Source organism: Campylobacter showae CSUNSWCD (genome assembly GCF_000313615.1).
GTDB lineage: Bacteria > Campylobacterota > Campylobacteria > Campylobacterales > Campylobacteraceae > Campylobacter_A > Campylobacter_A showae_A.
Window position 1 is genome coordinate 1 of record NZ_AMZQ01000009.1, and the last position, 18,226, is coordinate 18,226.

The window sequence follows — 18,226 nt, forward strand, 5'->3', positions numbered from 1 at the left end:
ACTTCGCTTTGCTCGTTACTGCGAGCAGAACGGTATGCTTAAAAGAGATGGCAAAGTCTATACTGGGATAGTTAAAAACTGCTCTGCTAGCGAGTTGATACCCATACTACCCAAATATAGCGAGCTTGATAGCTCTACTATATACTCTGATTGTTGGAAAGCTTATGATGGATTAGTAGATTATGCAGCTTTAGCTCATTATAGGGTAAAACATTCTAAGAATGAATTTTAGCTACGCTACGCTTGCTGCTTTGCAAGACGCAAATGGTAAAAATCATATAAACGGCATTGAGAATTTTTAGCTGCGACTTTGTCTTGCTACTGTAAACAGACGAGGATATGCTAAACATAGATTATCTAAATTTGTATGATACACCCTACGAAACACCCCGAGCTTATATAAAGCTGGTTTCTCAAATAAAAGTTTAATATCTCGGTTTGTTTCGGTTAAAATGTTTTCCGTGAAGTTCCTCGTATCTAAATTAGGGGCTTAACCCTGTCTTTAAGATTTTCGGGCTTCACGGGCTTTAATATAATTCGTTTAAAAATCTTAGTGCCGTTTATGCGTTCACTGAATACAAGAAAGAATTAAAAGCCAAAACATTTTAAAAATTTAAGGGGTATCAGATGAAAAAAGTTTTCTTTGTCGGTGCTGATGTTTCAAGAGATAAAATCGATTTTTGCTTTTTAACTCCCGTTGAAAATACAAGGCCTAAATTTGTGTCGCTTCCTAACGATACGGATACGATTAAAGCTTATTTTCAATCTTTTATCAAAGATGATATTTTTATCGTTTTTGAGCATACAAATAACTATCACGTGCCGCTACAATCTGCTTTAACTGATTTAAATATAAAACACAGCGCGCTAAATCCTGCTAAAATTTCCCACTTTTTAAAGCATTTAACTTATCAAAAATCAGACGTTACGGATGCTTACGGCTTGGCTTTATATTGCCGTATATTCAAATCCGATTTAAACCCTAGCACGTATAATCACGAATACAATTTAATCAAAAGCTACAATTCTACAATACTGCTTTTATCAAAAATTCAAACACAGCTTAAAAATTTTAAAAAATCACAGGACTTTGTAGCCGATACGGAGCTATCCGAAATAATCAAATCTCTAACGTTTCACGTTCAAAAAACACAGGAAAAAATAAAGCTCCTAGCCTTTGAAATTTTAAAAAGTTTTGTTCCAAACTGTGAGCAAATTATCAAAGATAATAAAGGTTTCGGTATTGACCTAGCTTTAAATTTATTTCCTCAGCTTCATTTTAACCGCGCAAAATCGGAAAAGCAATTTATTTCATTTCTTGGCTTAAGCCCTCGCATATATGAAAGCGGTTCGAGCGTGCATAAGTCGCCAAAAATAAATAAGCGTGGTAGTCCTGCAATAAGGCGCATATTATTTTTAAATGCTATTTCTTGTGCTCGTTTTAACGATAAATTTAAGCAAAGATACGAAAACCTAGTAAGTAAAGGCAAAAAGAAAAAAGTTGCGCTAGTTGCCGTAATGTGTGCAATCGTGCGCTATTTAAAATCTTTGTTTCCATTAAATGAGAGTTATATCAATGAAAATTTATATCACGCTCGCACAAGCTAAGTTCTTGCTAAGCGCTTATAACCTGCTTGCGCGTAAGTACAAGAAAATATCCCGTAAGGATATTATAAAAGATAGCGGTATAGATGAAAGCACTGTATCAAGGATAATACAAGACCGCTATTTATTAGAAACAAAAATTAACGAAGTAAATCAAATTTCACAAAAAGGAGCTAAATAAATGCTTAAGCTTGAAGTTCGTTCTCCGCAGTCAAAGCAGTATCACGGCGACAAGTTCGCCGAAGTAATGTCGATTGACTATGACGCGCAGGAACTTAAATTTGTTTGCGGGTATTCAAAAAATACCCCTATTCTCTACATTCAGCATGGTTTTTACGATACTGAATTCAGACTACACGAAAACGAATCACACAAAGAAAGGAATTAACACAATGGCAAAGACTACCGCACCACTATACACACCCGAGCAAGAGCAACACGCGAAAGAAATTTATCGCGCGCTTAATCAGTCAAAAGACCTTTTTTCACAAAAGATTAGGGTCAAGAAACTTAAAGAGGTTGAGGGCAAGATTAAAAAGGATAAAGACGGAAACGATATAACAAACGAGTTCGGCGAGCCTGAAAGATGGGACAACACCTATCATTTGACTTACGTCGCAATGAATAGCGGGGGTGAGCATACGACGCGCATAACGCAAGCACAGTTTAACGAATTAGACGAGGATGAGATTTATATTGCTAACGGCAAAATTGAGTTTAGGCTATACGCTGACGCCTACAATACTACACCCGTTATCGTATTTGACAAATTTACTCCTGCTATAGAGCTTTTTGTCACGGCAATGCTAAAGCTCGAAGGCGCGAAAGCTTGAATTTTAGGGCGTTTGGCTTAGCCTGCGCCCCGTCTATCAGGTGGTAAGGTCGGGACATTGTCTCACTTACCTAAAAATCTAAAATCTATTTAAAGGCTTAAAATGCAAATAGTATCATCTCCCAAAATCGTCCATCAAGGTATCGACACGCTAGTTATCGGCGTTAATTGTTTAGATGAGATTGTATTTAATACTAAATTTAAGCCTTTCGTAGCTCAAATCAAGCGCGCTAAAGAGGCGGCACAGATGATTAAGACTTTTGGCGAAAAAGTAGAAAAAACAAATCTAGGTCTAAATTACGGCGATTTCCTCGTAAGTAGCAAAAGCACGGGCGCTTATATCGGTTACGTTAGAAATGATGACGTATTTTTTAACGTTTCGGACGCTGATTTTGAAGCTACGAGTATATACCACGTAAAATTACAATTTAGGTCGGTGTATTTATTAAAATACGGTCACGAATATTGTATGACGCAGGTTAAAAAATTTTTATCTGAGATTTTGGGGATAAATTTTCAAATAAAGATTTTACGCCTAGATTTATGCGCAGATGTTGCAGGGATAAAATATACTCCCGTTGATTTTTTTAATTTTCGCTCTTTAAAAAAAATAAGTAATTTTGGCGAGAGTATCGGTAAAACTGACGATGATGACCTAATAAGCAGTGATGACGCAGCAAAAACATTCATAGACATAAACACCGTCACGGTTAATAATTTCATGCGTTTTAACCGTTTTGAAGGTGCTAGTTTTGGTAAAAATCCCGATATGTTTCGTGTATATGACAAAGTAAAGCAGGTTAAAAATCAAAATATCTCTGAGTTAGTTTTTACTAAGTGGGCTTTAAACGGTTTTATTTTTGATAAAGATTTATGTGTATTCCGTCACGAAGTAGAATTTGGACGTGCAAGAATACAAAGATTAATTCCGTTTAATACGGTTGATGAAGTGGATTATTTATTTTTAAATTTGGGTAGATTTTGGGCTACCGGGCTAAATATTTGTAAATGGTATGATTTGACGGTTAAAGAGCGTGAAAGAATATCAAATAATAGCGTTCAAACTGATAGTGTTCGTAAAATTTACCAACGTTGTGACCAAGACGAAACCCGCTTAAAATTTTGGGATTTTCTAGCTGATTGGGATGATACTCGCTTTGCTAAATTGTCAAAGCACGATTTTATAAAATCAAAAGACCTAAAACAAGCTAAAAAAGCTTTAAAGGCTTTTGTATCTGCCGTATATACAAATCTGGGTTACGATTATAATAATTTTTTGATTGTGCTTGATGAAGTCAAGAAAGATTTGGAGCGCGAGGGTTTAAATTTGCACGAATACGGTTTATCTAAGTTAGCGGGTAATTTTAACAAAAACGAAAAAATTATAAATGATTGTGGTGTTTATATTGATAATCCGCTTACTAGTTCGATGTATTTCGGTTTGGATGAATTTATCATCGCTCTTAAAGAAATACGTAGCGATAAGTATAAAAAACCTATAAAAGACGCTTTGAAAATACTACAAGCGCAAAGATTGGAGGATTAAGAATTATGTGTGTTTTATTAGTTAATGCAGAGCATTATCCTTGTTTGGAGTTTCCTCAGCTCGGTTTTGGTCTTACTGTTGATGAGACTAGGGTTGCTATTGAGGACGGCGATAACGTTTATTCCGCTCCTTTTTTTAATTCTTTTTATTCGTTTCCTAGTGAAAACTTATACGGTTATGATGATGATGGTGATTTATTGGACGCTTTTGCTAAAAAGTATGGTTATTTGGGTTTTAGGTATTTATAAATGAATATTTTGGAGCAAATTTTAAATAAGTATTTGCAAAACAATAATAAGTTTTGTATTGATTTGGCGCATTATCAAATTAAGCGTGAATATTTTGAGCAAAAGGCGAAAATCATTTATCAAACGCAAAATTTAAGGGCTACGCCTAAAAATTGGCTTGGCTCACAAATATTTAAGGAGTATGACGAAGATTGTAAAAATTTAGATTTAAAAGCTTTTTGTAAAGCTCGGGATTTTGAATTGATGCGCGGTAGGGTTTATCTCTTTGCCGTTAAACAACAAAGTTTAAATTTATTTGATTAAAGGAGATTAAAGAATGTCGAATAATATAAAAGAGGTTATCGCTAAAACAAGTGAGGCGGCTAATAATATACTTGGGGCTTTATCCCCCGTTTTAAGTGTGTTTTTTCCAAAAGTAAAGGCGGGTGCGGTTCTTGCTGGTTCGGTGCTTGAAAAGTTGTCAGAGATTGACGATAAAAAAGCGCAAAGTGAGGTTTTAGGGCTTACGGCTACGGCGGAGGCTTTAGACAATTATTTAAAGCAAGTTGAAACGGGGAAAGAGCCTAATAAAGACGAGGTTATTAAGCTTTTGGAGCAAGCGTCGGCAAATATAAAAGCTATTGACGCGGCTTGGGATAAAATTTATAAGATAATTTCATAATAAAGGATAAAGAATATGCCTTCGGTGTCAAATATTGATTTAGATGTTCGTTCTTTTAGTTTGAATGGTGATTATGGTTCTTTTTTTGATGGTGCTAGGGTTGTTTGCACTATTGATAAAAGCGTTTATCAAGTTGCTTTTAGCTTTCTGGCTCAAATCTCTAAAAGTGATTTTGGGATTTTTTATTGTGTCGTTCCTCTTGATACGGGCGGTTCTGCCACTGCTATCAGTGATAAGCATAGTGGTTGCAATGACCGTTCTTATGTCTATTTTCTACCTGCTGTTTATGTTATGCCTGCATCTGAATCGCCCGCTAACGGGGGTTAAGGTGTTGATTAAAGTTATGGTTAAGGGGTTATTATGGGCGTTGAGATAAAGTATCATTGGCGTTTTTTTGATAAGAGTGGTAATGTTGTCGCTGAGGGTATGTCCCCCCGTGAAAACGATGAAGGCGACTTTTATCTTAATGATGACGGCGTGTATGAAAACAAAAAGACCGGCGAGTTAAAAAACGGCGATATCATTAATAAATATTTTGATAGTGATGGTAATGAAGTCGGTTCTTTTGATAATAATAAAGATGTTGGTGGTGGTGGTCGTGCTTTTGGCGAAATACGTTCAAATCTTGGCTCGGGCGTTTCCCCTGCTTTTGAGCAGGCTATTCGTAGCGATAAATCTAAAATTGAAAATCCTGAAAAGCCACAGCCCGACACGCCAACGCCCCCGCCGAATAATGGCGGTTCGGGCGGTAGTCTTATTGGCGAGATTGCTAAGCAAAACGATATTTTAAGCCGTCTTGTTTCAAAAATGGGACAAACTACGGGGCTAAATAAAATTTCTCGTGGTCTTGGTTCTTTAGAGCGGGCTTTTAAAAGTTCTCTTGAAAATGTTTCTACTACTATTAAAGAGGGTGCTAATACTGTCGCGTTTAATAGCGGTAGTAATAAGGTTTCGGTCGCCTTAAATGGTATTAATGAAAATTTGGCAAAGATAGCTACAGTTAAGGACGATTTGGCTAAAATTTCAGAAAATGGCAAGGGATTATTAGATATAGAAAAAGACCGTTACGCTTACGAGAAAACGCCACAAGTGATTAAAGACCTTGACGGCGAAACGGTGGCAAATTTAAGCCCTAGAGATGCGCAAACCGCTAATAATGCTACTCAAGCCAAAAAGAATACAGATATAAATAATTTTGAACTTTTGGATAGCGATATAGAGGATTTATTTGGCGATTTACCCGATATAACGGGCTTGTTTAATGTTCCTTATTCTAGTTCTGTTGATTCGCAATATACTAAATAAAAAAGGGGTTTGCTATGAAATTTTTTGTTGAAGCTTTAATTTTTGCTTTGTTTGTTGGTGCGCTTTATTATTTTTGGAGTATTCCTTATTCTAGCGAAGTTGATAAGCAATATACGATAGGTTATAAAGATGGCGGAAAATAATTCTAACCGTATTTTAAAACTTGGCGTTGAGGAAATATTTGAGGATTTGACGTATAACGTTGCTTATGACGTTGTTCTTAAAAAGCTTAAAGATAATGGGATGTCTGATGGTATTTTAAAAGATGCTATTGATAGCGGTATAACGATAATGTTCAGCTCTGCTTTAATGCTTTATATGCAAAAACAAGAGGCTTTATTACAAAAAATCGTTGATAGTGCTATCGCTCTTTTGGTTGTTATTTTAAATCCTTTGAGTTCAAAAGTTAAGGGGCTTGCGCGTAAGTTTTTTAAGGGTGCTAAGGCTGGTATGATTTCGCGGTTTTTGGGTGTATCGACTGAGGCTCGCGTTGGTTATGCGCAGGTTGTGACTACTGGCGCTAATGCGATGTTTAATCGCAAGCAGTCCGAAAGCAATTTTTATCAAAATGCTAGTTATGTTCAACAGCAAAAAAATCAACTTATTGCTACTAAAGACCAGCAACTAGCCTACGCCAAAGCCAAATCCGATAGCTTTAATCAAACTCTTATGTTTAAGCTTCTAACCTCAAAATTTACCGCTACCGATAAAGAGCTTTTACGCAAAATTACGGGTTCATCTAGTATCGACATCGAGCAGATAAATAAAGTTGCTGATTTTATGTGGGTTAAAGACGATAAGGGCGATATAGTGGGGCTTAGCGAGGCGTTTATGCAAATGCTTAATGGTCTTGGATATTTTCATAATAAGAATAAAGCAGGGGGTGCGTAATGGCTGATTTAGATTGCCAAGTTGCTTTTAATCAAGAAATGAGCGCTTTAAATGAAATTTCTAAAACTTCAAAGGATATTTTAGAGCTTTTAAAAACTCCTGAAAGTTCTAAGTCTGATACGCTTGAAGCTAAAATCGACGAAACAAACCGCCTTTTAAAACTTCTTTGTATCGGTATTCTTGGCAAGGATAAAGAATAAAAATGTTTGCTTTAATGTGTTGTTGTTGTCGTAAAAAGCCATCTTATTATCTTGACTATCTTGAGCTTTTTCGTTTTTCTTATTATTATGAAATTGATACTTTTGGTAATTATATAGTTGAATGTTCTCTCTCTGCTCCTTTTTATTCTCGATTTTTTACTAGTCAAGCTAATTATAACGTTGGCGAGGGATACGTTTCCCCTCCTTTAGATGACCCCGATAACGGCGATTGGAATTCAGGCTTTTTTAACAACCATCGTGGGAATTTCTATAAGACGCCTTCTGCTCCTGATTTAGTTCCTATTTTTGATGATGTTCTTAGTTATTATAATTCTTTGACTTCTTTTGATTATGGCGGGGCTATTTTTTCTTATTTCGTTTCGCCTTTTCTTAATCCCTCTGATTTTTTATTTGAAAATGTTTCTTTTGGTCTGGCTTTTGATTTTTTTCGTTCTCGTGCTATTGATATTTATTCAGCTTGTGCTTCTGGTTCTTTTCCTTATAATCGTTTCGACAATATTATATTAGGTGTAAAGGTTTCTAAAAATGCCACTATATAAAGTAACTCAACAACAAGGAAACCGCGTTATTACTTCAACGCTTGAGGCTAAAAATTTAGCAAGTTTGCAAGCGTTTTTAACTGCGGCTTCAACTGCAAAGATTAAATATATTTATGAAGTTCATTTTGAGGACGACGCGACAACGCCTCCGATAGATGATTTTAACTATTTTAAGCAATATAAAGCTTTTTGTAGTAATTCCAACCGCCGTAAAAAACAGGTTCTAGTCCATAACGTAAAAAAGACAATGGACGAGGACAAGCTCACGCAACTTTGTAAAACATACCTCGAAGTAGGTGGGCTTAAAGTTGATAGCGTTACGTGTTCTTTATTTATGCAATGAGCTTCTAAAATTAATCCTTATTCCCTTAGTTTTTTTTGCCTGATTTTCTTTCCCGCCAAGCTTCAGGCGCTCTGCGCCGTCGGAGCTTGGCGTTCCTCTCTTTGTTGCTTCTTAGATTCCTCTTTGGCTTTTTTTGATTTCCAAACATAAACATCTTTTCCCCTAGATGCCGCTTGCACGAGCTACCCGCAAAGCGACTTTTGTTATTTCGTTCGTGGTTTGTATTCCGTCAAATTTAGTTTATCGCGGATTAAACTGCTGAGCGGTGTCGCTTTGGCTCGTGCTAGCGTAAATCTTTGACTTTTTGGACTTGCTAGCTATTATTAATAAAACTCGTATTCTTGGATATTTTAGCAAGCAATACAGCAATTATTAACGTTTTTTGTTACCATTTTATCGTTTATGCAGGCATAACGCAGAAATAAAAAACTCAAGGAGTAAAGAAAATGCTAAAGCAAACCATTCAGGGCTTACGTCCTTTAACCGTTTCGGCTATTGGCGCGACTGACGGCGATACTACGGCGTTAATTAGTCTTATGGCCGGTAAAGTAGAAAAATTTAAAAACGTTGGCGAGGGTGGCACGGCGGTCGTCGCAATTCCTAGCCCTTTAAATAAGAAAAGCATAGTTGTAGGCAAAAAAGACGCTACGGGTAGATTATCAACGATGTTTAGCGTTCCTCACGTCAAGCCTTCTAAGACCTTTAAAGATTTGCTTGCAGATATAACGGGTAAGTTTGATTGTGACTACGTTCTAACTACAAAATGCGAATACGCGAAGCTTAAATTCGACGCATAAAGAAAGGTGTAAAGATGGCTAAATCATTAATAAGAAATACTTTAGGAAATCGCACGTTCGGCTTTGCCGTTCCTGCGGATGGAGCAACGGCAAAAACCTTTGCGGAGAATAATCTTGACGGAAAATTTGTCGTTTATGAGGTTGAAAGCACGTCGGGAAATGATGTCGTAACTGACCTTTGGGACGTAACCGTAACTGGAAAATCTGAAACTAGTAAAGGTAAACACACATTTCAATTTTATGCAGATTTTAGCAAAGACGAGGACGAGATTCGCACCGCGCTTTTAAACAAAACTTTTAACGGGGTTAAGTTTGAAGAAGTCTTTGTTATAAATATGCAACATATAACTATCGCTTAGGCAATGCAAGCAAGTTTCATAGTGGAATATATTGAGCCGTTGATAACTATAACGGCTCTATTCTTTACAATTATTAATTGGATAATCTCTCAAAGGCTTAACGCCTTTAATCAAAAGTTATCTTTATTTGAAAAATCATTTAGCGAGGATATATCAACCCTTGAAAAGAAAATTGACAAGATTTACGATTTATTCCTTAATCAAAACGTAAGGCTACACAAATGACGCTAGGACAAAATCAAGAAAAATTTACTCAAGACCTCGTACAAATCTTAAACTATCTAATCGATAACGGCTATACAATCAGGTTGGGCGAAGTCGAGCGCACGCAAGCACAACAATACCTATATATCAAAGAGGGCAAATCAAAAACTTATAATTCAATGCACTTAAAGCGTTGTGCCGCCGATTTGCATATATTCAAAGGTGGCGAATGGCTACAATCAAAAACACAGCTTCAAAGCATTGGCGACTATTGGGAAAGCCTAGACAAAAACAACAAATGGGGCGGTAATTTCAAAAACTTCATAGATACGCCGCACTTTGAAAGACAATGCTAACCCAAAAACACATAAGAATAAAAATATTTTTCATTGACAAAACCTCGATATAATCGAGCTTCCATAACCTCACAAACTGCATTATCAAAAAGACATATTGACATTTATCTTAAAATCTTAAAGGGATTAAAAAAGAGAATTTCTTACTTCATCTTAAAGAGTGTGAATTTAGATCTAATAACAGTAAAGATACAAAAACCTTCTATCATATTTTACTAAAGATGACAAGAGAGAATCCGCTTAACTTATCTTGAGCCTATTTTAATTATTAGAAAGGATAGTTTTGTGGTTTTTTCCTTGTACAATTTTCAAGGAAATTTTAAAGAAAAAACCTGCGGAAAGCCTGAGCCTCCCGCAGATAAAGGTGTATTACATCATTCCGCCCATTCCGCCCATACCGCTCATATCAGGCATGGCAGGCATCGGCTTATCCTCTTTTAGCTCGCTTATAGTAGCTTCCGTAGTTAGAAGTAGGCTCGCCACGCTAACCGCGTTTTGTAGAGCCACGCGCTCAACCTTAACCGGGTCGATAATACCGGCTTTAAACATATCCACGTACTCGCCAGTAGCTGCGTTAAAGCCGTAGTTGTCGTCTTTGCTTACGCTTACGGAGTTTGCCACTACGCCCGCGTCAAAGCCCGCATTTTCAGCGATCTGGCGGAGAGGAGCGGTTAGCGCGCGTCTTACGATATCAGCGCCTATAGCTTCGTCGCCGCTTAGTTTTAGATCCACTTTTGTGCTCGCTTTGATAAACGCAGCGCCGCCGCCGATTACTATACCCTCTTCCACGGCCGCTTTAGTCGCGCTTAGAGCGTCGTCTACGCGGTCTTTTTTCTCTTTCATCTCAGTCTCGGTAGCAGCGCCCACTTTGATGACCGCTACGCCGCCGCTTAGCTTAGCTAGGCGCTCTTGTAGTTTTTCTTTGTCGTAGTCGCTTGTAGTTTCAGCGATTTGAGCTTTTATTTGGATGATTCTAGCATCGATTGCCGATTTCTCGCCTGCGCCGTTTACGATAGTCGTGTTGTCTTTGTCGATGATGACGCTTGAAGCTTGACCTAGATCGTTTAGAGTCGCGCTTTCTAGTGTTCTGCCTAGCTCCTCGCTTACTACTTCACCGCCAGTTAGTATCGCGATATCCTCAAGCATTGCTTTTCTGCGATCGCCAAAGCCAGGAGCCTTAACCGCAGAGATGTTTAGTACGCCGCGAAGCTTATTTACCACTAGCGTCGCAAGAGCCTCGCCCTCGATATCTTCAGCGATGATTAGTAGCGGCTTGCCGGTTTTTTGGATCTGCTCAAGCACAGGTAGCAAGTCTTTTAAATTTGTAATCTTCTTATCAAATAGCAAGATAAACGGATTGCTTAGCTCGACCTGCATCTTTTCGGCGTTTGTGATAAAGTACGGGCTTAGATATCCGCGGTCAAACTGCATACCCTCGACCACGTTTAGCTCGTCGTGGATAGATTTTGCTTCCTCTACGGTTATGACGCCGTCTTTGCCGACTTTTTCCATCGCGTCTGCGATCAGCCCGCCGATAGCAGAGTCTGAGTTCGCAGAGATAGTCGCTACTTGAGCGATCTCTTTTTTATCGGTTACCTTGCGCGATAAGCTTTTTAGCTCGGCGATTATAGCTGCGGCTTGCTTGTCCATACCGCGTTTTACCTCGACAGGATTTGCGCCTGCGGTGATGTTTCTTAAGCCCTCTTTAAAGATAGAGTGCGCCAAAACCGTAGCCGTAGTCGTGCCGTCGCCCGCCTCGTCGTTTGTTTTGCTGGCAACCTCTTTTACTAGGCCTGCGCCCATATTTTCTATGGTGTCTTTTAGCTCGACTTCTTTAGCCACGCTCACGCCGTCTTTGGTGATCGCTGGAGCGCCGAAGCTCTTTTGCACTAGCACGTTTCTGCCGCGAGGCCCCATCGTTACTTTTACAGCGTCGTTTAGTTTTCTAACGCCTTCGTATAGTTTGTTTCTAGCCTCGTCTGAAAAAAATATCTCTTTTGCCATTTTTGTTCCTTTAAATTTAGATTATTTTAAAACGCCCAAAACGTCTTCGATTTTTAGAACCAAATACGTCTTGCCATCAAGCACGACCTCAGTGCCGCCGTATTTTGCAAAAACCACGCTATCGCCCACGCTCACGCCTTCTACCTCGCTTGATACCGCCAAAACCTTGCCGCTTAAAGGTTTTTCTTTTGCATTATCGGGTATAATGATGCCAGAAGCGGTCGTTTTGACGTCCTCGAGACGCTCGACTAAGACTCGTTTGCCTAACGGTTGAAAATTCATGATTCATCCTTTATGGTTTGATTTTACTTTTTTAGCACTCTTTTGTTTTGAGTGATGAAATTATAGTCAAATTTTTAGAATTTGTCAATAATTTAGCTAAAATTCTTAACAAGTCTTAGTATAATCGGCTCAAGTTTCATAATAAAATTAAACTAAATCTAAAGGATAGACGATGAAAATTTTAGGTGCCCTACTCGGACTGGTTTTTGCTTTGCTTATCGCGGCTTACGTCGCGGCCTTTACGGATTTTGGCAACGGTTTTGTTAAGCCGTATGCTCAAAATTTGATTAAAGAAAAAAGTGGATTTGACGTTAAATTTGACAAATTTCAGATCCGTCCGACGAGCGTAGATATCGTAGCGAACGTAAACGGCGAGATCGTAGCGAACGTAAACGGCGGGCTTTCTATTTTCTCTCAAAGCCTCGATCTAAAATACGACGTCGCCGTTAGCGATCTAAAAAGTCTCGGAGTCAAGCTAAACGAAGCCATGAAAATCTCAGGCATCGCAAAAGGCAAATTTAGCGATTTCCTCGCTAGCGGAGTAGGACAAATGCTAGGCTCAAACGTCAGCTTCGACGCAAATTTAAAAGACTACAAGCCGCTTTCTCTAAAGCTCGACGCCAAAAATTTAGAGGTCGAAAAGGCCCTAGCGCTAGCAGGTCAGCCTATCTATGCGCGCGGTAAAATCTCTGCCGTCGCAAATATCGTAGAAAGCGGTGGCAAGCCAAACGGCACCGCAAACGTCGATATCTTGGACGTAAAAACCGATAACGCGCTAATCGCAAAAGATTTTAACGTCACTTTGCCGTCAAATTTCGCCGCAAACGGCAAAATCGTAGCCGACGTCAAAGACGGCATCGTAAACGCCAAAAGCGCCGTGATCACGCCGCTAGCCACGATCGGCAGCGACAAGACGATCTACGATCCAAACTCAAACACCCTAAGCAGCGACGTAAAACTCATCGTGGACGATCTGGCCAAATTTGAGTCCGTCGTTGGGCAAAAGCTTAGCGGCGCGTTTAAAGCAAACGGCAACGTCATCGCCACCGCCGGCGAGCTAAAAAACTTCGACGTCAAGGTTGAAGGCTTTGGCGGCAACGTCGATGCGGTGCTAAACGGCGGCAAACTCATCGCCAAAATCAGCTCGCTAAAACTTGACGAACTCGTTAAAATCGCCGCCTTCCCGGCATTTGTCGGCGGAACAATCAGCGGCGAAGCGGTGCTAAACGACGTGCACAACACGCAAAATATCTCCGGCTCGGTTAAGCTCGCCACCAAAAACGCACGGCTAAATCCGGCCGAGCTAAAACAGGTCGCAAAGGAGATAAATTTGAGCAAACCGCTAGCTTTTGAACTAAACGCAAACGCCGACGTAGCAAGCTCAAAAGCCAAATTTGATGCCTCGCTAAACTCCGAGCTTTTAAAGCTAAAGAGCCTAAGCGGCGTTTACGGACTGGATGATAAAAACGCGGACGTCAAATTTGACGCGGGTATCGATGATCTGGGTAAATTTGAAGAGCTAATCGGCAAAAAGTTATCTGGCAAAGTGGACGTAAAAGGCGCAGCAAAACTCGTAAAGGGCGCACTTAGCGAGCTAGTTCTAAACGCAAACGCTCTAGGCGGCAAGATAGACGCAAACCTCAAAAACGAAAAACTCGCGGCAAATCTAAGCGCGCTTTCGCTCAAAGACGCATTTACGCTGGCTGCGCTGCCAAACTACGCCGACGCCGTGATCGACGGAACGGTAAATCTAAGCGGACTGGATCCGAAAAATCTCAGTGGTACGGCTAAATTTAACGTCAAAAACGGCATAGTAAATAGCGCCGTCGTAGCAAAAGAGCTAGATAAGCGCTTCCCAAACGACACCAAATTTGACGCTAACGCAGACATCGCTATAAACGGCGGTAAGGCCAAATTTGACGTACTAGCAAACCTCGTCTCAAATGCGAACAGGAACCTAATCGCGCTAAAAAATCTAAAAGGCGACTACGAGCTTGAAAGCGGCTCGGCGAAGGCGGACTTTGAGCTTGGTATAAGAGAGCTAAAAGAGATCGAGTTTTTGGTGGGACGACCGCTTTACGGGCCTTTGCTAGTTATCGGCGACGCGACAAAAACTGGCGAAAAGCTAAGCGCGAACGTAAATTCGCGGCTCTTTAACGGCGATCTTAAGGTGGTCTTAAAAGACGATATCCTAAACGCAAATTTAAAAAGCTTTACCGCCAAAGGCCTCACCGACTTTTTGGGCCTCTCGCACGTCTATGACGGCACTGGCGATATGACGATGAACTATAATCTCGTCTCGCAAAAAGGCAAATTTGACGTCATCGTAGACGAAGGCAAGCTCGCAAAGACCGATTTTACCGAACAGGTAAGGACTTTTACCGGACGCGACATCACGAGCGAAATCTATAAAAACAGCAAAATAAAAGGCACGATAAACAAAAACCTCATCGACTTTAACGCCGATATGAACGCGACTAGAAGCCGAGTCTGGGTAACCAGCGGCAAATACGACATGGCGACCAAGGCCGTAAACGTGCCAATAAAGATGAACTACGAAAAAACCGACATCGACATCACGGTCACAGGCACTAGCGATAACCCAAAATACACAATCGGCTCGGACTACCTAAAAGGCAAGGCGGTCAAAGAGCTGGATAGATTTTTGGATAAAAAATTCGGCAAGGATAACGAAAACGGCACCACGGGCGATGCAAAAAAAGACGCTAAAAAAGATGCGATAAAAGGGCTTATTAAGGGGTTGTTTTAGCTATTTTAAACATATAAACCAACAGAATATTAAAATTCCGCTGGTTTGATATTAGATAATTCTGATGATATTTTGGATATCTTCATTTAATGCATCTATTTGAGCCCTATTGGCCTGTGTCTCTTGTCCGTATATCGTATATTTTTTATGTTGCAATTTACTAATAGGGCAACCCTCATGGTTAATAATTGCAGCTAAAGTGTTTCCGTCCTTGACGTTTATGACTCTACTATTATGCTCAAGGTCGGTAGTAAACAAATTTCGATGCTTGTCTGCAAGGTCATTCGCTATCCTTTGTATCTCCTCGGCATGCGAACGAAAGGCTTTTGTAGCATCTCTTTCACTCGTTCTGGATCGATTTTGAACAAAAATATGTAACAACGGCTTTTTAAATTTATGGTTTTCAACTTCGTTACTAAAATTTAGATATTCATCCTCCATGGTTTTATTATCTACTGATATACCATAAATCAGCTTAATTAGATTTTTTATACCCCTAATAGACGCTGCATCGGCAGTGCATGGTATTATAATTCTATTTGAAGCCAAAACCGCCAATTCGGTATAGTTTGCAAAGCTTGGGTTGCAATCTATAAAAAAAGTTTTTGGGCGTCTTTCCAAATCTTTATTTGTTTCGAACGCATCCACAAGATCGATTAATAAAGAGCGACTAGCTCTCCATGCTCCTTTTGCAGGTGATGAACCAATATAGGCAATTAGCTTGGAGCAAATATCCAAGTCAATATCCCCTGGCAATAAAAATAGATTACTCGGCATTCTTTTGTTTACTTCATCAGCCTTGACAAAGTAAGAATATTCATTCCCTAATTTAGTTAATTGTGATTTTCTAAACCTTTCTTTAATATATCCAGCAATAGTTCTTTCAGTGTCTCTAAATTTATCTAAATTTTCTTCGCCTGTTCCGTTACCACCAAGCACAATCTCTGATACATTGGATTGCGGGCATGCATCAATTACTACAACATCTTCATTTGGATGTGCGATGGCGTATTCTACGGATAGCGAATAAGATAAAAACGTTTTACCGACTCCACCTTTGTTATTCCAAATAAGATATTTTTTATTTTCCATCAAGTAGTCCTTTTGAATTCGTTATGATGTATTCTATCGAATTTTTACTAAAAATACCTAAATACGATACTTAAAAATAAAGCTATCTTAATCCAATTACGTGTATATTTTAAGTAAAATTTAATAAATTAAAGCTAATTTATCTGTAATTTTAAAAATCAATAAAGTAACTGTTTCCAACATTTAGTAAAATTTTATTTCGTTTTTTTAACAAGTTCTCTAAATTTAACGCAGCCTTCCGTATATCCGTAATCGCAAGAGGTCCCGTAAATATCCATCGCTTTTTTCATATCCTGTTCGCCCTTTTCGTATCCTTGTGCGAGCATATAGCAGCCTTGCGAGTCTTTGTGGTCGCAGGCTAGCGAGTAGTATTTGCGGACTTTTTGCGGGTCTTTTGCGCCGCCGTATTCGCCGTTGTGATGAGCAGCCGCCCTATAGCACGCCTCGCCGACTCCGCCCTCGCAGGCTTTTTCATAAAGCGTCGCCGCCTTTTCGTAGTCTATCTGAGAGATTTGCCACAGTATGGTGCCCTCATACACCGCAGCTACGGCCGTGCAGCCGTCCATATCGCCCATATCGCAGGCCTTTTTATATAACGCAAAGGTCTTTTCGCCGCCGTCATCGTCGTCGTTATATGAGAGCCCCTGCTCGCCCAAACATGCCGCCATATAGCAGCCGGCGGCATTTTTATCGTCGTTGCAAGATTTTTCAAACAGTCGCGCGCCGTTTTCGAAGTCCGATTTTTTTAGATATATTTTCGTGGCTTGTTCAAAGTTCCCGCCAAAAGCCGCCGCCGCTAAGATCGCAGCCAAAATAATCTTTCTCAACGCATCCTCCTATTTGCTAAATTTTTTAGATTTGGCGCAGCCGCGACCAAGACCGTTTTCACAAGCAAGACCGTAATATTTAGCCGCCTCGGCGCTATTTTTAGGCGTTCCGTCGCCTGATTCATAGATATCGGCCGCGTTGTAGCAGCCCTCGGCCTCTCTTGCTTCGCAGGCTAGTTTATAGTATTTTAGCGCATCGGCGAATTTTGAGGCGCTATCGTGCTTTTTAGCTATCTTTAGGCAAGCTTCCCCGTCTTTGCTCTCGCATGCTTTTTCATAAAATTCGGCTGATTTTTCCGTGTCGTCCTGCTCTACGACAAAATTATCATTTGACGGCGTAGAGTCGTAAAAATCGCCCGCCGTAGAGCAAGCTTTAGCGTAGCCAAGATCGCAAGCGCTTTTATAAAGCTCAAAAACTTCGCCGTTTATTCGTGCATACTCCTCATCGTCTTTTAGGTCGTATGTTTGATATACTTTTAGCTGCGCGGCTATGTAGCAAGCGACGGCGTTTTTATCCTCGCGGCACGATTTTTCGTAGAGTTTGGGCACGTTTTTATCGCCCATATCTTGTAGGTATTTTTTTGTCGCAACCTCAAAATTAGTCTGAGCTGCCGCCACTCCAACAAGAATTAAAACAAGATAAATTTTCTTAAACATAACGGCCCTTTACTTTGTATTTTTATAAAGTTTTCTAAAATCAGCGCAAGCTCCCCTAGAGCCGTAGTCGCAAGCTAACCCGTAAAAATCCATCGCCTTCGTCTCGTCTTTTTTTACGCCATCGCCCCTTTCGTACATATCAGCTATCGCGTGGCAGCCGCTCGCGTCCTCGTACGTGCACGCGGTTTCGTAAAATTTAGACGCTTTGGCTAAATTTTGCTCGGTACCCCTGCCCTCGTCGTAGTATCCGGCCACTCTCGCGCATGCGGCGCCTACTTTGCCCTCGCAAGCTTTTTCGTGAAATTTCATCGCTTTTTTATAGTCGGTTTCCTGCCCGGCCTGTCCGTTTTCGTAGATATCGCCCAGAGATTTGCATCCATCCATATCGCCCGCATCGCAAGCTTTTGAAAACTGCTCAAAACTTTTTGCCTCGCTAGAGTTTTGCGAATAGGCGTTAATGTTTATAAAGCCCGCGGCATAGCAACCTACGATGTTTTTCTCCTCGTAGCAAGACTTCTCAAAAAGCTTTAAGGCGTTGTCGTAGTTGTTTTGAGCTAACTCCGCGCTCGCCTCCTCGAAAGCAGGCACGGCGGCAAAGGCCGCGGACGCCAAAAAAGCGGCGCAAACGATTTTCTTTAGCATGTGTTTTCCTTAAATTTGATTATTTTTCGCGAAAATTGAAATTTG

23 protein-coding genes and 2 pseudogenes are annotated in these 18,226 nt (G+C 40.0%); 19 read left to right on the forward strand and 6 right to left on the reverse strand.

The genetic code is table 11. From position 1 onward, the window contains the following. The 18 genes and pseudogenes from CSUNSWCD_RS10900 to CSUNSWCD_RS11750 form a co-directional block, all read left to right on the forward strand. A pseudogene (locus CSUNSWCD_RS10900) lies at positions 1-365 on the forward strand (transposase); the annotation flags it as partial. Between the two features lie 262 nt (positions 366-627). Next, positions 628-1,608 (forward strand): IS110 family transposase, encoded by a 981-nt coding sequence (locus CSUNSWCD_RS06810; protein ID WP_009495143.1) that lies wholly within the window; start codon positions 628-630, stop codon positions 1,606-1,608. Between the two features lie 389 nt (positions 1,609-1,997). After that, the gene (locus tag CSUNSWCD_RS06825; protein WP_009495145.1) at positions 1,998-2,438 is read left to right on the forward strand and encodes a hypothetical protein; all 441 of its coding nucleotides are present in this window, start codon (positions 1,998-2,000) and stop codon (positions 2,436-2,438) included. 102 nt (positions 2,439-2,540) lie between these two features. After that, positions 2,541-3,983, forward strand: coding sequence for a hypothetical protein (locus CSUNSWCD_RS06830; RefSeq protein WP_009495146.1), 1,443 nt, complete (start codon positions 2,541-2,543; stop codon positions 3,981-3,983). 5 nt (positions 3,984-3,988) lie between these two features. Beyond that, positions 3,989-4,231: a hypothetical protein gene (locus CSUNSWCD_RS06835; RefSeq protein WP_034964541.1), complete on the forward strand. Its 243-nt coding sequence runs from the start codon at positions 3,989-3,991 to the stop codon at positions 4,229-4,231. After that, positions 4,232-4,534: a hypothetical protein gene (locus CSUNSWCD_RS06840; RefSeq protein WP_009495147.1), complete on the forward strand. Its 303-nt coding sequence runs from the start codon at positions 4,232-4,234 to the stop codon at positions 4,532-4,534. Positions 4,535-4,547: 13 nt separating this feature from the next. Further along, entirely contained in the window at positions 4,548-4,892 is a 345-nt protein-coding gene (locus CSUNSWCD_RS06845) for a hypothetical protein (protein ID WP_009495148.1), read from the forward strand. A 15-nt stretch (positions 4,893-4,907) separates the two neighbouring features. Continuing rightward, positions 4,908-5,219, forward strand: coding sequence for a hypothetical protein (locus CSUNSWCD_RS06850; protein ID WP_122871205.1), 312 nt, complete (start codon positions 4,908-4,910; stop codon positions 5,217-5,219). A 33-nt stretch (positions 5,220-5,252) separates the two neighbouring features. After that, on the forward strand, positions 5,253-6,197 hold the full coding sequence (locus CSUNSWCD_RS06855) for a hypothetical protein (protein WP_009495149.1): 945 nt from the start codon (positions 5,253-5,255) through the stop codon (positions 6,195-6,197). A gap of 14 nt (positions 6,198-6,211) precedes the next feature. Continuing rightward, complete coding sequence (locus tag CSUNSWCD_RS11900) at positions 6,212-6,340, forward strand: hypothetical protein (protein WP_009495150.1); 129 nt, start codon at positions 6,212-6,214, stop codon at positions 6,338-6,340. Further along, on the forward strand, positions 6,327-7,088 hold the full coding sequence (locus tag CSUNSWCD_RS06860) for a hypothetical protein (protein ID WP_034964546.1): 762 nt from the start codon (positions 6,327-6,329) through the stop codon (positions 7,086-7,088). Before CSUNSWCD_RS11900 ends, CSUNSWCD_RS06860 begins: the two co-directional genes overlap by 14 nt. Then, complete coding sequence (locus tag CSUNSWCD_RS06865; RefSeq protein ID WP_009495152.1) at positions 7,088-7,288, forward strand: hypothetical protein; 201 nt, start codon at positions 7,088-7,090, stop codon at positions 7,286-7,288. The genes CSUNSWCD_RS06860 and CSUNSWCD_RS06865 overlap by 1 nt, the downstream gene beginning before the upstream one ends. Positions 7,289-7,290: 2 nt before the next feature. Continuing rightward, entirely contained in the window at positions 7,291-7,848 is a 558-nt protein-coding gene (locus CSUNSWCD_RS06870; RefSeq protein WP_034964548.1) for a hypothetical protein, read from the forward strand. Further along, positions 7,835-8,191 carry a hypothetical protein gene (locus CSUNSWCD_RS06875; protein ID WP_009495153.1) on the forward strand — a complete coding sequence of 119 codons (357 nt, stop codon included), beginning with the start codon at positions 7,835-7,837 and terminating at the stop codon, positions 8,189-8,191. Before CSUNSWCD_RS06870 ends, CSUNSWCD_RS06875 begins: the two co-directional genes overlap by 14 nt. 446 nt (positions 8,192-8,637) lie before the next feature. Then, positions 8,638-8,988, forward strand: a complete 351-nt coding sequence (locus CSUNSWCD_RS06880; RefSeq protein ID WP_009495155.1) for a hypothetical protein — start codon at positions 8,638-8,640, stop codon at positions 8,986-8,988. Positions 8,989-9,002: 14 nt separating this feature from the next. Next, the gene (locus CSUNSWCD_RS06885; RefSeq protein WP_009495156.1) at positions 9,003-9,347 is read left to right on the forward strand and encodes a hypothetical protein; all 345 of its coding nucleotides are present in this window, start codon (positions 9,003-9,005) and stop codon (positions 9,345-9,347) included. A 221-nt stretch (positions 9,348-9,568) separates the two neighbouring features. Then, positions 9,569-9,907: a M15 family metallopeptidase gene (locus CSUNSWCD_RS06895; protein ID WP_009495157.1), complete on the forward strand. Its 339-nt coding sequence runs from the start codon at positions 9,569-9,571 to the stop codon at positions 9,905-9,907. Between the two features lie 119 nt (positions 9,908-10,026). After that, positions 10,027-10,161: pseudogene (locus CSUNSWCD_RS11750) on the forward strand (IS1595 family transposase); the annotation flags it as partial. Between the two features lie 115 nt (positions 10,162-10,276). Here the strand turns inward: CSUNSWCD_RS11750 and groL are convergent. Both groL and groES read right to left on the reverse strand, forming a co-directional pair. Then, positions 10,277-11,911, reverse strand: a complete 1,635-nt coding sequence (gene groL, locus CSUNSWCD_RS06900) for a chaperonin GroEL (protein WP_009495158.1) — start codon at positions 11,909-11,911, stop codon at positions 10,277-10,279. Between the two features lie 21 nt (positions 11,912-11,932). Further along, positions 11,933-12,193, reverse strand: coding sequence for a co-chaperone GroES (gene groES / locus CSUNSWCD_RS06905; protein WP_002946739.1), 261 nt, complete (start codon positions 12,191-12,193; stop codon positions 11,933-11,935). A 172-nt stretch (positions 12,194-12,365) separates the two neighbouring features. Between groES and CSUNSWCD_RS06910 the strand changes: the two genes are divergently transcribed. After that, positions 12,366-14,963, forward strand: coding sequence for an AsmA family protein (locus CSUNSWCD_RS06910; RefSeq protein ID WP_009495159.1), 2,598 nt, complete (start codon positions 12,366-12,368; stop codon positions 14,961-14,963). Between the two features lie 51 nt (positions 14,964-15,014). Here CSUNSWCD_RS06910 and CSUNSWCD_RS06915 read toward each other — a convergent pair whose 3' ends face one another. From CSUNSWCD_RS06915 to CSUNSWCD_RS06930, 4 genes are all read right to left on the reverse strand, one after another. Then, positions 15,015-16,055: an AAA family ATPase gene (locus CSUNSWCD_RS06915; protein ID WP_009495160.1), complete on the reverse strand. Its 1,041-nt coding sequence runs from the start codon at positions 16,053-16,055 to the stop codon at positions 15,015-15,017. A 194-nt stretch (positions 16,056-16,249) separates the two neighbouring features. Continuing rightward, positions 16,250-16,882, reverse strand: coding sequence for a tetratricopeptide repeat protein (locus CSUNSWCD_RS06920; RefSeq protein ID WP_009495161.1), 633 nt, complete (start codon positions 16,880-16,882; stop codon positions 16,250-16,252). Between the two features lie 9 nt (positions 16,883-16,891). Beyond that, a complete protein-coding gene (locus CSUNSWCD_RS06925; RefSeq protein WP_009495162.1) occupies positions 16,892-17,539 on the reverse strand; it encodes a tetratricopeptide repeat protein in 648 nt (215 codons plus the stop codon). A 9-nt stretch (positions 17,540-17,548) separates the two neighbouring features. Next, a complete protein-coding gene (locus tag CSUNSWCD_RS06930; protein WP_009495163.1) occupies positions 17,549-18,181 on the reverse strand; it encodes a tetratricopeptide repeat protein in 633 nt (210 codons plus the stop codon). Between the last annotated feature and the right edge of the window lie 45 nt (positions 18,182-18,226).